The following is a 13597-nucleotide window of genomic DNA, read 5'->3' as shown; positions in this document are numbered from 1 at the left end:
CACCTAAAAATCTAAAATCCAAAATTTAAAATCTAAAATAATCTTGTCGCGATCGCCGAGGAATATCGATCGATGCGAAGCCTGTCTATTTTTCAGCCTCTTTGTTGTGCCTTTTTATCAGCCTTACTCGGAGGAACTCACGTTACGCCCACTGTTTTATTAACCCACTCTTCCTCTGTCCGTTCGACGGCGCCCACTTGTCAAAATCGCAGCCACCATTCCCCCGAGTTTTTAGTCGTCGGTGGCGGGAGTAATCCCTATTCCAACGAAATCGCTTTAGAAAAAAATGTTCTCTACTTTCAACGGACCTTAGAAACCCTCGGTTATTCGCGATCGCGAACGACCAGTTTTTTCGCCAACGGAGATGACGGACAAGCGACTATCCGCTATCTCGACGAAACTGGAAACTATCAGCTTAAAGCCCCAGAAATCCCCGATCTCGCCGGAGCATCCACCTTAGACAATTTAAGCGAGTGGTTCTCACAATACTCCTCCCAAGACGGCGATCGCTCCTTCTTTTTCTACTTCACCGGACACGGTTTACCCCAAACCTTCCTCTTGTGGGGACAAGACGAACTCAGCGTCGGACAGTTTGTCGATTTTCTAGACCGACTTCCCCCAAAAACCACGATCGTCACGATGATGGCACAATGTTACTCCGGCTCCTTTGCCGATGCGATCTACGAAGGCGGCGATCGCGCGCGGCCCGTCGCCTTGCAAACGCGCTGTGGCTTCTTCGCCACCGTCGGAACGCGCCCGTCCGTCGGCTGTACCCCAGAAGTGAACGAAGCGGACTATAAAGATTACAGTTCCAGCTTTTTCGCCGGATTGAGCGGGATCGATCGCACCGGAAACCCGGTGGCGTCCGCCGACTATAACGGAGACGGACGAGTTTCTTACGCCGAAGCGCACGCCTTCGCCAAAGTAGACGAAGAAACGATGGACTGGCCCGTTTCCACCTCGGAAGTTTGGTTACAAGAACGCGCCTCTCAAGCGGATAAAGACGGATTTTTAAATCAGGCGATCGCCTCTTTTTTACCGAAAGCTCGTCCCGAACAGCGCTATGTCGTTCGCGAATTGAGCGCAAAGTTTAATTTAGATTTGAATCGGTCTTATTTAGACAATTTAGACCAGTTAGACCCGGCAGAAATTAACTCCGATGTCCAAGAAGCTTATTTAATGCGGTTGGGAATGGAGTTAATTAATATTGGCATGGCCGATCGCATCCGCCATTCAAACGATGCAGAATCGATCCGCATTTTCAATCAGTTGATTGAATGTGAATCGAGTTTTCTGAAATCTTAAAAGATTCTCGGGATGACAATATTAACGATCGGGGTCGCTCCCTTCTTCTTTCGGTTCAGTTTTCGTGAAATCGAGAGTTCCATAAATTTCTGATAAAGGAGTATCGATCGCCAAACTTTCAACACGGGCGATCGCCTCCAATCCTTCATAAGTTTGTAAAATCCATAAATTATTTTCCATCCGCCGAAAAACCTCGACTAAATATTCTTGACAACCGACTAAAATATATTCTTGTAAACTGGGAATCGTGCGATAATAGCGAAACTTTTTACCGCGATCGAACTGTTCCGTCGATGGCGAAAGGACTTCAACAATCAGCTTAGGAAATTTGACCTCATAGCTATTCATATCTTCGTCATCATTACAAGTCACCACAAGATCGGGGTAGAAAACCCCTTTTTTTTCGGTGACATTGACTTTCACATCTGCCATAAAAGTTTGACAGGTAGAATTGCGTAATTTTTCGCGAAACAGCATAGCCAAGTTGATGCTAATGGCGTTGTGTGCTTTCGTTGTTCCCGCCATTGCGTAAATTTGGCCGTCAATGTATTCGTGTTTGATCTCGCTTTGGCGTTCGAGTTCGAGGTATTCTTCGGGAGTGATGTAACCGTCATGGGATGTTACGGCAATCATGAGAGTTCCTCCTGGGTTTACTTTTAGTTTAAACCCAATTTAGCGATCTTTGGACGATCGCGACATTGACGACCGGGAAGGGTAGTTTAACTCTAATCTAGCTGGATTATTCCCATTCAGCCGAGCGATCGCGCGATCGCCTTTTCCAGTTCAGACCTGCCCAAGATCCGAACAATAGCAAACCAAAACAGAATGAAGGTTCCGGGACGCTAACTTCAGCATAAGTGCGTTTTAATTCGACCAATCGCAAATTAGTCGGTTGGTCGAAACTCCGTTGCCAACTGCCGTTTAAGGTGGCGATCGCCTGTTCTCGATTCACTTCTAAAGAGGTAATATTTTCACTGCGATCGACGACCACGCCATCGGTGAGAGTGAAGGAGAGAAAATCATCGTCGGACCTACTCGATAAATAACCGGATAAGTCGAATCGGTCTAACACGAGATCGTCGTTCAAATCGATTAAGAAAAAGGAGAGATCTCCTCCAGCTCTTGCCGCTTCTTGACGGGGAGAATCGACGTTTGTTTCTAAAGATAAAAACCCATTAAAATTAAAACTGAAGGGGCGATCGTCGAGAATAGAAAAATCGCCGATGATTTTAGCGGAACTTTCGCCAATACCGAAGTAGTGGCGACCGGATCCCGTGGCAAGATTGCGGGTGAAATTGGCGATATATTGCTCGCTCGACGGATCGTTGATGAAAAGACCAGTGGCGTCGGAAAAGGCGGTCACTTCGCTGGCCCGATCGCCTTTCACGACAAAGCTATCGGTGTTGAGCAAAACTTCGCCGGAAATTGCTCGATGGCTGAACTTATCAAATTCTAAGAAACTTTCAGAACGGGCCAAGGTAGCGGCGCCAACCGGGGAAGCGGCGATCGCGAGGGTTCCGGCGATCGCGGGGGCGAGGGAGAAGATCCGAGCGGCTTGAGGGTTCATGGTGAATATCGAACTTTATAAACACTTTTGTATAAAAATAAAGATAGCTAAATCTCCATAAAAAAACCTGCCAAAATGGCAGATTTTTTGCGATCGAATCTTGAATGGGGTTTGAACCCGTTTCAACTATTCGGGGCTGGAATGGAAATATCGATCGCCGTGACCTCGGTTCCATTGCCGAGACTGCTTAACGGCGGCTCGATCGCGCGATCGTTGCCCACCACTAAAGTAACGAGTTGCTCCGGAGTGAGATATTTCTGGGCGACGCGCTGCACGTCGGCGATCGTCGTGGCTTCGACCCCGCGACGGTATTCAAAGATAAAATCCGAGGGATAGCCGTAATATTCGTAACGCATCAGCCGCGAGAGGGTTTGGGAGGGATTGGCGAAATTAAAGATAAACGAATTGAGAGTCGAATCCTTGGCGTAGGCGAGTTCTTCCGGGGTGACGGGTTCGGAACGGACGCGGTCGATCTGGGTGCGGATGGCTTCGATAAACGGAACCGTCGCATCGGAACGAGTTTGACCCCCTGCGACAAAGTAGCCGGGATAGTCGTAACGGGCGCTCCAAAAACCGTATACGGAATAGGCGAGACCTTGGCGCGATCGCACTTCGTTAAACAAGCGTCCGCCAAAGCCGTTGAGGACGCCGTTGAGGACAGACAGGGCCGGATAGTCGGGACTGTCGAATTGACCGCCGAGGTGGCCGAGTTGGATGTAACTTTGGGTCAGTTGGGGGCGGTCGATCGCGTAAACCCCCTCAGTTTGGGCTTGAGAGACCGGGGGTAGGGAGGGACGATCGCCCTTGGCGCGGCGCTTTTGCGGGTTCCAGTCCCCGAAATATCGAGTGACGAGCGATCGCATCTCGTCGGTGTCGAAATCGCCGACAATACCGAGGATGATGCGATCGGGGTGGAAATATTGGCGATAAAACTCGATAACGTCGGCGCGATCGATATTGTCGAGGGTGCGATATTCGATCGTGCGGGCGTAAGGGCTGTCATTGCCGTAAATCAACTTTTGAAATTCCCGACTGGCGATATCGTCCGGGTTGTCGTTGCGACGGGCGATCGCCCCCGCCCTCTGGGTTTTGGCCAGTTCCAATTGTTGGGCGTCGAAAGCAGGATAGCGCAAGATTTCCGCAAATAAGGCGAACACTTCCTCTAAATCTTCGCTGAGGGTATCGAAACTCGCCCGTCCGGCGGTGGTTTCGATTTCCGTTTCTACGGACGCCGCCCGTTGTTCGAGCAGTTGGTTGAGCTGTTCGGGGGTGTGAAACTCGGTGCCCCCGGTCCGCAGAACCTGACCGACCATCGACGCCAAACCGACCTTGCTTTCCGGTTCGAGGCGATCGCCCGTTTCGATTAAAGCCGTCCCACGCACTAACGGCAAATCGCGATCGCCGACCAAATAGACCACCATCCCGTTATCGAGTTGGTAGCGATCGTAATCCGGTAATTCCAACTCCGGTAACGGCGGAAACTCCAATTCCGTATAATGTTTGGCCTCTTTCGCCGTAGCGGGTCGCAAAACCAGCAAAACGATCGCCACCGGAACCACGAACAACAAAATTAGACTTTTTTTCCAGTCAAACGACGGGGGTATGAACTTCGACATTAAGATTCCTCCTCGGGTAGCAGACGGCCCACGGTGCGATTTTGGGGGCGGAAGGTTTCGCGGGCGACTCGTAAAACATCCTCGGACGTGACGGCGGCGAATGCCTCGATTTCTTTAAATAAATTGCGCCAGGATCCGGTTTTGACTTCGTACTCGACGAGCAAACTGGCCATGCCTGAATTAGAATCGAGCGATCGCAGTAACTGCGCCCGGGCTTGGGTTTTAACCCGTTCCAATTCTTCCTCAGAAACGGGTTCGACGGTGAGGCGTTCGATTTGTTCGTGCAAAGCTCGGGCGACCTCTTCCACCGTATGACCCGGGGCGGTCAAGGCATAAAAGAGCATCAAATTGGGATATTTATTCCCCGGGAAGCCGTTAAACCCTTGGGCGTTGAGGGCGAGTTGGCGATCTTCGACGAGGGATCGATACAGTCGCGAGGTGCGTCCGTCGCTGAGGATGCTGGTAATTAATTCGTACACGGCGCGATCGGGATGATTCATGGGCGGACGGTGATAGCCTTCGAGATACCACGGTTGCGAGGGCAATCTCAAAGTCACTTCTCGCGGTTCGGTCTGCACGGGTTCGACCGCTTCGACTTTCGGCGGCGCGGGTTTGGACGGGTAGCGACCGAAGTAGATTTGTGCCAGTTCGCGCACTTGGGCCGGATCGACATCGCCGACGATCGCCACGGTCAGGTTATTGGGGACGTAATAGCGCTCGAAAAATTGCCGCACGTCTTCCCGGGTCATGTTTTGCAAGTCCTGGGGATAGCCGATCACCGGACGGCGGTAGGGGTGGACTTGATAGGCGGTGTCTAAGAAGGCTTCGATAGTTTGACCGATGGGAGAGTTGTCGGTTCGCAGTCGTCGTTCTTCTAAAATGACCTGTTTTTCTTTATAAAATTCCCGAAATACGGGTTCGAGGAATCGTTCCGATTCGAGAGACATCCACAGTTCTAATTTGTTCGACGGGAAACTGTAAAAGTAGCGGGTGGCGTCGGCGGAGGTGCTGGCATTGAGTCCGACACCTCCAGATTTTTGGACGATTTGGCCGAATTCATTTTGGACGACGAGTTCGGCGGCTTCATTTTGAATTTTTGCGAATTTTTCTTGCAGTTTTGTGACGTTTTCCGTGTTTCCCGTATCGGCGGCGGCTTTAATTTCGGCGTTGAGGCGATCGAGTTGGGCGAACAGTTGGCGCTCTTTTTGATAGTTTTTGGTGCCGATTCGCGGGGTTCCTTTAAAGGCCAAATGCTCTAAAAAATGGGCGACTCCCGTGTTTCCTTCCGGTTCGTTGGCTCCGCCGACATCGGCATAGGTTAGAAAGGAGACCACCGGGGCTTCGTGTTGTTCGAGAACGATGAATTTGAGGCCGTTGTCTAGGGTAAATTCACTGACGCGATCGATGGCACTTTGGAGGTAGGGTTGGATCGAACCGGGAGCATTGGCCGGGTCGGGCATCGATCGCGCCAACGCCGGGGCTGCGGGCCATTGAACCCACCAGAAAAGACATGCCAGAATGGAGATGAAAAGGCGAGGCCAAAATTGACATTTCCCCCCGAGATTTGGAGAGGTTTGGCGAGCGACGTCAGCCGCGCAAAGCCTAGAAAATGATTTGAGAATTTGAGTCATAACTGCTTTGAAGTGTTCGGGAACGTCCGGCGAGATCGAGTTTGATTTTGGCTGCCTTTGGGCTTCGGCGAAAGGTCGAAAGCCGCTCTAAGTTTTGCGGGGTTCCCTGAGTTGTTGTCCGTCGGCGATCGATTCTTGCTCGGGGAGCGTTGGAAGTAAGCTCGTGACAATCTGTGAAATTTTTGCAGATTTCCCGCAAAACCGTTAGAAAATAACCCTAACTCCTCCCAATTTACGCGCTTTAGCACGATTAGATTTCTTATGAGAATTCTCAGTCAGTCACAACCTGCCGAAACCCAAACGCGCACGCGGATTTTAGAAGCCGCCGGACGCTTGTTTGCCAAACGAGGCTACAACGGGACGACCACCCGGGATCTCGCCCGAGAGGCTAAGGTCGCCGAAGGAACTCTATTTCGTCATTTTGCCAATAAAAAAGCAATTTTGGTAGAGTTGGCTACCCAAGGCTGGGTAGAAATTCTGACCGACTTGCTGACGGAATTGAGCGAAATGGGCAGTTACAAAGCGGTGGCCCAAGTGATGCGGCGGCGGATGTTAAATCTGCACAAAAATGCGGATATGATGCGGGTGTGCTTTTTAGAAGCTCAGTTTCATCCGGAGTTGCGCGATCGCATCCAAGAGGAGGTGATCGAGAAAATGACGGATGTAGCGGAAGCGTTTTTTGAAACGGCGATGGAACGCGGTATTTACCGCCGCATGAATCCGAAATTAGTGGCGCAGATCTTTTTAGGAATGTTCGCGATCGCCGGGTTTAGCAAAACCACGATGCTCGGCGAAAATGCCAGCGAAAAAGACATGCAGGAAATGGCCGAAGGGTTGGCCGATATTTTCCTCAATGGCGTTTTAGCCAAGCCGGAAGGGGTCGAGTGAGGGCGCTGTTTGCGCCGACGGGTGATTCTCTTTTGGAGAGCCTTTAGCGTTCGCCCCGGGCTTTTTGCTGGGCGTTGACGAGCATTTGGGCTTCTTGGATCCAGCGTGCTACTTCGTCTACGGGAGGGCACAGATCTCGCCTTTGCATGGTCGCCACTTGTATCCGCAACACTTGTTGGTGAACCCGGGCGGCGGGGAGTGTGGCAAGCTGCGCGATCGAGCTGACGCCAGCATGAAGTAACAAGCCGCAGTATCGAGACCCCACACTGGGCAAACACGCTAATTGCGCCATAATTCCCCATTTCTGAACGTCGCGAACCGCAATTTTCAGTTGGTTGGCGATCTGCTGTTGTTGTCGGTCGGTGCGGGTTTTGCGGATTAAGGTTTGGGTCGTCGCGATGCCGCAGTGGTGAAGGTTTTGTTGATTTTCGCGACTCAGTCCCGGTAGTTGCTCGATCGGCCAGTCGAGCAGTTTGAGCGATGGGGTCGGGTTGGACGGGGAAGCCATAGGATTTTAGATTTTAGATTTTAGATTTTAGATTGGAATTTGGGTTGGGTCGGCGCGATCGCCGCGTTGCGTTTTGCTTGTCGGTTCCTGATTTTTCTGCTTTGACTTTATAAACTTCAAGCCCTACCTGGATCGAGGCGTGCTATGCAAATTTTGCCATCTCTTTCTACTCTCGCCCCTACGTTGCGCCAACGACGGGAAAAATTGGCGCAACGGGTTGATTTTCCCGCGATCTTGTGGTCCGGTCAGCCGAGTCCGCGCAATTTTCCCAAGAATTTATATCCCTTTCGCGCCAGCAGCCATTTTATCTATTTTGCTGGGATTCAGTTGCCAGATGCGGCGATCGCCCTCGATCGCGGCCAACTGCACCTGTTTGCCGACGAGGCGCCCCCGTCGAATACCCTCTGGCACGGGGAAACTCCCAGCCGCAGCGAAATCGCCGCAGCCATCGGCGCCGACGCTCACTATCCGAAAACGGAATTGCGATCGCGCCTCGCCGAAGCGGCGACCCTTCCCGCATCGGACCGACTCACCCAACTCGAACAAGCCGATTTCCTGGGACGGTCCGTGGTGCCCGTCGCCGATTTACCGCCAGAACACCGCGATCGCCAACTCGCCGAGGCGATCGTCAGCTTGCGCCTGATTCACGACCTCAGCGCGATCGCCGATTTGCGCCAAGCTGCCGCCTGTACCGTAGAAGCGCACTACGCCGGAATGCACGCTACGGCCCACGCCACCACGGAAGCGAAAGTTAGGGCCGCCATGGAAGGGGCGATCTTGGCTCGGAACTTTACCTGCGCCTACAACAGTATCGTCACCGTTCGCGGCGAAATTCTCCACAACGAAAGTTACGCCAACCCCCTCAATTCCGACGACCTCATCCTCGCCGATGTCGGTGCCGAAACCCCCACAGGATGGGCGGCGGACGTGACCCGCACCTGGCCCGTATCCGGGCGCTTTTCGGCCACCCAGCGCGACTTGTACGAACTCGTGCGCCTCGCTCACGATGCTTGCATCGCGAAAATCGCTCCCGGGGTCGAATATCGCGAGGTTCACCTGCTCGCTGCGGAAATTATCGCCGAAGGATTGGTCAATTTGGGGATTTTGCGGGGTAAACCGGAAGATTTGGTAGCCATGGATGCCCACGCTTTATTTTTCCCCCACGGGGTCGGCCATTTGCTCGGTTTGGACGTTCACGATCTGGAAGATTTAGGCGATTTGGCAGGTTACGCCACCGGACGAGTCCGCAGCGATCGCTTCGGATTGGGCTACTTGCGTCTCGACCGTCCCCTGCAACCGGGAATGTTGGTGACTGTCGAACCGGGGTTCTATCAGGTTCCGGCGATCTTGAACGATCCCGAACGGCGATCGCGCTATGGCGAAGTGGTCAACTGGGATCGGCTCTCCCGGTTTCAAGACGTGCGCGGGATTCGGATCGAAGATGACGTTTTAATTACTGAAAACGGTTCGGAAATCTTGACCGATGCCCTTCCTGTAGAAGCGGCGGCGATCGAGCAAATTGTCCGTCAGTGATATTCCCCCAGCATTACAAAGCCATTCGTAAAACTCCACGAGGCGGGAAAATTCCCGCCCCCCTTTTTTATGTCAATCGACGACGTTAACGTTCTTCTCCACTACCGCGATGGTGATCGCATTTTTGATTGTTTTTCGTATCGCATTCGGTATCGGACAAGATCGTCGAATCGATTGACATTCCGGTCACGACCGGAGTGCTGCCCCCCTGCCAAATGAGATTGGCCCCGCTCAACGTCGTTGCCATATAAACGGCAACACACAACGATACGGGCGTCAATGTCAATTTGGCGTTTTTTAGCATCATCATCATTCCATCCCTAAGAGTAATAATGTTAGTAGTCTAAGAAAAGAATGGCTTTGGATCTACAGCCTGAATTTGTCTGGATTTGTTTAGCACTATCAACGTTTTCCGTCAAATAGTCAACTCTTTTTTCCAGCCAGACTCAACATCGCAAAAACCAGATCGGACAAGAATCAAGATTCATGAAGTTTTGTTGAAGTTTATTTTTTTCTACAAATTTACTCGATGGCGAACCCCAATGATGTGATTGGAATCACCCCTCAGCCGTAAGCGGTATTGTGGAGGTGGGGGGCGCCAATTGGTGGCGATCTTGAAAAGCGATCGCCCGAGGGATTGGATTCTCAACATTGTACCTTCCAAGAATTATGTGATGGCGAGTTTGAATGGAGTGATGTTAGATGAAAAAATGTGCGATTTTCACAAAAGTTCGATCGCAGCTTTTGCGATCGCTACCAATTTTATCGGGGTATAAATAGACGCTGAAGTGCCGAGATCCCAGCTTTTATCGAAGATCTAGCCGATCGCGCAGGGGTTAACCGAGTTGACGCTACCTTGAAGTCCGATCGGTTTTAAAAAATATCAAAAAATCGATTACACGGTTGATTTTTAATATTTTACATCCTCGCCTTACCCTTTTAAATCTAAAAATAAATTATGAAAATTAGTGAATAAACTTATAGATTTGACGTTAGTTTTTATTTCCTTTGGGGAATTTTAATAACATTTTAATTTTGGAGTCAATCCACAAAAATATTTTTTAAAAATACGACCCTTTAAAAATTTAAACTAACTAGAATGGAGTTGTTCGATCGCCCTGGATAGGTTTAATTAAATCACCATTGATGGGCGATCGCCTCCGTCATTTAGCTTAAAAAAGATCGGCGATCCTCCGTAAGTAACACAATCGAAAACCCTTTACAGTCAAGACTTTCGACCGCTTCAAGGGGGAAGTAATTCGGGGGAGTGACTCACATCGGCACCTGGGGACGACGCCAGCAACGAACAGCTTTTACGGATTAACAACCGTCAAATAACCCTAAAAATACGGAAAGATTTATAAAGTTTTCATGTAGACTGCGTGAAATTACGGATGTAACAGGACGACTGCGGGCGATCGACGCCCTGCGATCGCCACGGGTAAAACTCGACAATCTCGCAAAAGTTCAATAAGAAGAACTGACGTTGAACGTTTGCCAGGTTTTAAAAACTTCTAGAGATTCCGGGCGCATAAAGTCGCCGTGAAGGGCGATCGTGCTACCGCCAAGCTGTTTCATTTGTTCGCAAGAAATACTCAACTCACTAAATCCCAAAGCTTTAGCGTCGGCGATGCGCGTCCCGAATACAATTTTGTCCAATTTGGCCCAATGACAGGCGCTGAAACACATCGGACACGGTTCGCAAGTCGAGTAAATCGTGCAACCGGATAAGTCCACGGTATCGAGGACACGACAGGCGTCGCGAATGGCGTGGATTTCCGCGTGTGCGGTGATATCGGTACTGTCCCAAACAATATTGTGAACGCACGAAACGATCTCGCTTTCCCCTCGGACGATACAAGCACCAAAAGGGGTTTGACCTTTGTGGATCCCTTCGAGGGCTTTGGCGATCGCCTGTTGCATGAAATATGTATCGTTCATCGGTTGGATTCCATCGGATAACGGATTGATTTGGGGGGATTGTCTCACAGTTGGGGGCGATCGCCTCACCTTCGCCAGGAGACCGACTCAACGCGGTCAGATCCCGCAACCCACCGCTTCCGTGTCTTCCTCAAAACTGATGAGATCCAGACAGTGAGGGTTTTCTAATAAAGCATTGGCGAGTAAAAAACCCGCGATCGACCAGGTTTGATACTTGCGCGCCGCTTTTCCCACCAAACGGCCATTTTTTCCGTCATAATACTCGGGCCAGCCGTCCTCGGCGAGATTGTGCGCCGCAATGGCGATCGCCTTCTCCCCCCATTCCGTTCTCCCCGTTTTCTGTAACGCCGCCACCAGGGGCCACAACAGGACGGGCCAACTCCCGCCATTATGATAAGACCAAGGACGATTTTTCGGGTCGCATCCCGTAATAATTTCCCACTCCAAACCTTCCACCGCCGGGAAACAAATTTTCATCGGCATTCTACCGACTAAATCGTCCCATCGTCGTTCGATCGAATCGACGATCGCCTGACTTTGCGCCTCCGTCGCTAAAGAAGAGGTAATCGAGAGTAAATTGCCGAGGCTAAAAAAGCGAAAATCCATCCGTCCCGGACCGAGATTACCCGCGAGATAGCCGCCTTTATCCGGCATCCATTCCGTCAGCCAATAGGGAATCGATTCGGGATAAATATTAAATTTATTCACCGCTACTTCTCCGAACTCTTCTCCCTTATAGCGGTGAATTTGATTGAGTCGTTTGAGATCGAGCCAATAATATTCGCGAATGTGGAAAATTAACGGCCCCAAACGCTTATTAATCCCGTCAATATAGTCCTTGCCGATCTCGTTGGCAATCAGTAATTCTCGTGCAGCCCGCAAGGCGGTATAAAATAGGGCTTGAATTTCTAAAGGATGCCCGTAAACCCCCATGCGGCGGTCGATAGTAAACGATCCGTCGGGAACTAAGAGGGTCGGGTACATCTCGAACCGAGAGACCAAACACATTTCTAAAATGAGTTGAATTCCCTCTTGAAATTCCGCCCGCCGCGCCAGTTCTTCGTCTCCCGTGGCTTTGGTATAGGCGCGCAGCAAAATAATCCACCAAAAGGATGAATCAATTGGGGGAACGCGACCGATCGCGCGATCGCCGAAATCGGCGGTTAAATACTGTCCTCCACTTTTCGATTCAATTTTAAAACTCGCAGGCATTAACCCCGGCCCCGGTTCGTAACAATCCATGCGTTTGTCATGGCGTTGTAAGGCGAGAGTTTGAATGAGAAAATTGCGAACGATCTCCGGTTTACCTTCGATCAGAAACACTAAAGCCGAGGAGATGAAATCGCGAATAAAACATTGGTCGTAGTTGAGGGCGTCGGCGCCGACATCCCGCGCCGCAACCGTGCCGACGGCTTGTTTTCGATAGTAAACTATCGATTTATCGAGCAGTTCTCGACCTTGTTTGAGGAGGGTTTCTATATTTTTTGCCATTAATGTTAATGATTATTTTTGATGAAAATCAAGTTTCTTTCAATTTAGATGGACAGGTCACTACTTTTGGCATACAGAAATAATCCTTGTTTGACTGGCTTATTAAATTGCATCCCAACTTCTATCATTTCTGACTGTATATTAACGCGATCTTTAGGTAAATCATTTATGCGAAGACTGGTAATTTCAACCCAGTAACAGGATGAACTCTCTTGATTCATAACAACTAGATCGTTTTGTCCTACAAATAAATCTACTGAGCTATCTTTCGAGCAAACTTGAGCGATCGCTGCTTGTGGCTTCTTAAAATATTCTGTTATTTTACCAATTCTTTTATAATGACCTACATTAACTTTAACCAAGATCGCTTGACAGATTAATAATTCAAACAATGCTTGACATAAAGCATCGACAAAATCGGTCAACTGTAATAACTCTTTGTATGACAAAAATCGATCTATACTTTTTCCATGAGCCGCTTCATTGCGATAGGTAATAAATTGATTAAGTTCTGCTTCAGCAGTGTTTTGTTTTCCTATCTCTTCTTCAAAGAAGAGCTTAACATCTTTGTGTTTTACAACCCAAGACCAAGCATTGGAAATGCCAACATTAGAAAATACGGTTTCTAAAATTTCTTTCCGCAAATTTCGATCTTGTAATAAAAAAGCATCAGGAAGTAATTCGTATTTTCCCTGATTTGAGACTCCGCAGAATAAACCCTTAACAACAGTTTCTATTGATAAATGTTCAAATCTATTTTTTTGGATGTTTAGAAGTAATTGTCCCACTCCGTCTCGATGCGTGTTGCGTATTTTTTCATCTAATTCTAAGTAATTGGGAATATTTTCCGGAAGAAATTGCAACCACTCTTTAATGAGAGATTCAACAAATTGTTCGTATAATGCATAAAGACGAAGAATTGCAGAACAATGATCGTGTAATCGCCAAGCAGTTCTATCCGGACTCTCATCAATTAACCGATCTAAATCTAAAAGTTCGATTTGCTTATATTGAGAAGAGTTAGAAATTAATCTAATTAGATGCTGGTGAGTTTTCAGGATTTGACGAATCGTAGAAGTATTTACTTTTAAATCTTTTATCAGCCAATCGTACATCA

At 49.3% G+C, this 13597-nt stretch carries 13 protein-coding genes; 4 read left to right on the top strand and 9 right to left on the bottom strand.

Annotation, left to right across the window (positions count from 1 at the left end):
- Window positions 1–72 precede the first annotated feature (72 nt).
- A complete protein-coding gene (locus tag HCG48_RS24520; protein ID WP_168571521.1) occupies window positions 73–1305 on the top strand; it encodes a Caspase domain-containing protein in 1233 nt (410 codons plus the stop codon).
- A gap of 21 nt (window positions 1306–1326) precedes the next feature.
- Here HCG48_RS24520 and HCG48_RS24515 read toward each other — a convergent pair whose 3' ends face one another.
- The 4 genes from HCG48_RS24515 to HCG48_RS24500 form a co-directional block, all read right to left on the bottom strand.
- Window positions 1327–1938 carry a Uma2 family endonuclease gene (locus tag HCG48_RS24515; protein WP_168571520.1) on the bottom strand — a complete coding sequence of 204 codons (612 nt, stop codon included), beginning with the start codon at window positions 1936–1938 and terminating at the stop codon, window positions 1327–1329.
- A gap of 106 nt (window positions 1939–2044) precedes the next feature.
- Window positions 2045–2872 (bottom strand): hypothetical protein, encoded by an 828-nt coding sequence (locus HCG48_RS24510; protein ID WP_168571519.1) that lies wholly within the window; start codon window positions 2870–2872, stop codon window positions 2045–2047.
- A 122-nt stretch (window positions 2873–2994) separates the two neighbouring features.
- Entirely contained in the window at window positions 2995–4488 is a 1494-nt protein-coding gene (locus tag HCG48_RS24505; protein WP_168571518.1) for a M16 family metallopeptidase, read from the bottom strand.
- Window positions 4488–6119 (bottom strand): M16 family metallopeptidase, encoded by a 1632-nt coding sequence (locus HCG48_RS24500; RefSeq protein WP_168571517.1) that lies wholly within the window; start codon window positions 6117–6119, stop codon window positions 4488–4490. The genes HCG48_RS24505 and HCG48_RS24500 overlap by 1 nt, the downstream gene beginning before the upstream one ends.
- A 261-nt stretch (window positions 6120–6380) precedes the next feature.
- On the opposite strand from HCG48_RS24500, the gene HCG48_RS24495 reads away from it, so the two are divergent.
- Window positions 6381–7007 carry a TetR/AcrR family transcriptional regulator gene (locus HCG48_RS24495; protein ID WP_168571516.1) on the top strand — a complete coding sequence of 209 codons (627 nt, stop codon included), beginning with the start codon at window positions 6381–6383 and terminating at the stop codon, window positions 7005–7007.
- A 43-nt stretch (window positions 7008–7050) separates the two neighbouring features.
- Here HCG48_RS24495 and HCG48_RS24490 read toward each other — a convergent pair whose 3' ends face one another.
- The gene (locus HCG48_RS24490; protein ID WP_168571515.1) at window positions 7051–7515 is read right to left on the bottom strand and encodes a DUF4332 domain-containing protein; all 465 of its coding nucleotides are present in this window, start codon (window positions 7513–7515) and stop codon (window positions 7051–7053) included.
- A gap of 144 nt (window positions 7516–7659) precedes the next feature.
- On the opposite strand from HCG48_RS24490, the gene HCG48_RS24485 reads away from it, so the two are divergent.
- Window positions 7660–9048 carry an aminopeptidase P family protein gene (locus HCG48_RS24485; RefSeq protein WP_168571514.1) on the top strand — a complete coding sequence of 463 codons (1389 nt, stop codon included), beginning with the start codon at window positions 7660–7662 and terminating at the stop codon, window positions 9046–9048.
- Window positions 9049–9133: 85 nt separating this feature from the next.
- On the opposite strand, the gene HCG48_RS24480 is transcribed toward HCG48_RS24485, so the two are convergent.
- Window positions 9134–9361: a hypothetical protein gene (locus tag HCG48_RS24480; RefSeq protein ID WP_168571513.1), complete on the bottom strand. Its 228-nt coding sequence runs from the start codon at window positions 9359–9361 to the stop codon at window positions 9134–9136.
- A gap of 238 nt (window positions 9362–9599) precedes the next feature.
- On the opposite strand from HCG48_RS24480, the gene HCG48_RS24475 reads away from it, so the two are divergent.
- On the top strand, window positions 9600–9824 hold the full coding sequence (locus HCG48_RS24475) for a hypothetical protein (RefSeq protein ID WP_168571512.1): 225 nt from the start codon (window positions 9600–9602) through the stop codon (window positions 9822–9824).
- 691 nt (window positions 9825–10515) lie between these two features.
- On the opposite strand, the gene HCG48_RS24470 is transcribed toward HCG48_RS24475, so the two are convergent.
- The 3 genes from HCG48_RS24470 to HCG48_RS24460 all read right to left on the bottom strand — a co-directional run bounded on the left by HCG48_RS24470 (window position 10516) and on the right by HCG48_RS24460 (window position 13595).
- Window positions 10516–10989, bottom strand: a complete 474-nt coding sequence (locus HCG48_RS24470; RefSeq protein ID WP_210437126.1) for a nucleoside deaminase — start codon at window positions 10987–10989, stop codon at window positions 10516–10518.
- 96 nt (window positions 10990–11085) lie between these two features.
- The gene (locus HCG48_RS24465) at window positions 11086–12480 is read right to left on the bottom strand and encodes a glycoside hydrolase 100 family protein (protein ID WP_168571511.1); all 1395 of its coding nucleotides are present in this window, start codon (window positions 12478–12480) and stop codon (window positions 11086–11088) included.
- Window positions 12481–12524: 44 nt separating this feature from the next.
- Complete coding sequence (locus HCG48_RS24460) at window positions 12525–13595, bottom strand: MAE_28990/MAE_18760 family HEPN-like nuclease (RefSeq protein ID WP_168571510.1); 1071 nt, start codon at window positions 13593–13595, stop codon at window positions 12525–12527.
- Between the last annotated feature and the right edge of the window lie 2 nt (window positions 13596–13597).

Source organism: Oxynema aestuarii AP17 (assembly GCF_012295525.1).
GTDB lineage: Bacteria > Cyanobacteriota > Cyanobacteriia > Cyanobacteriales > Laspinemataceae > Oxynema > Oxynema aestuarii.
This window is presented reverse-complemented; position numbering and strand designations above follow the sequence as displayed.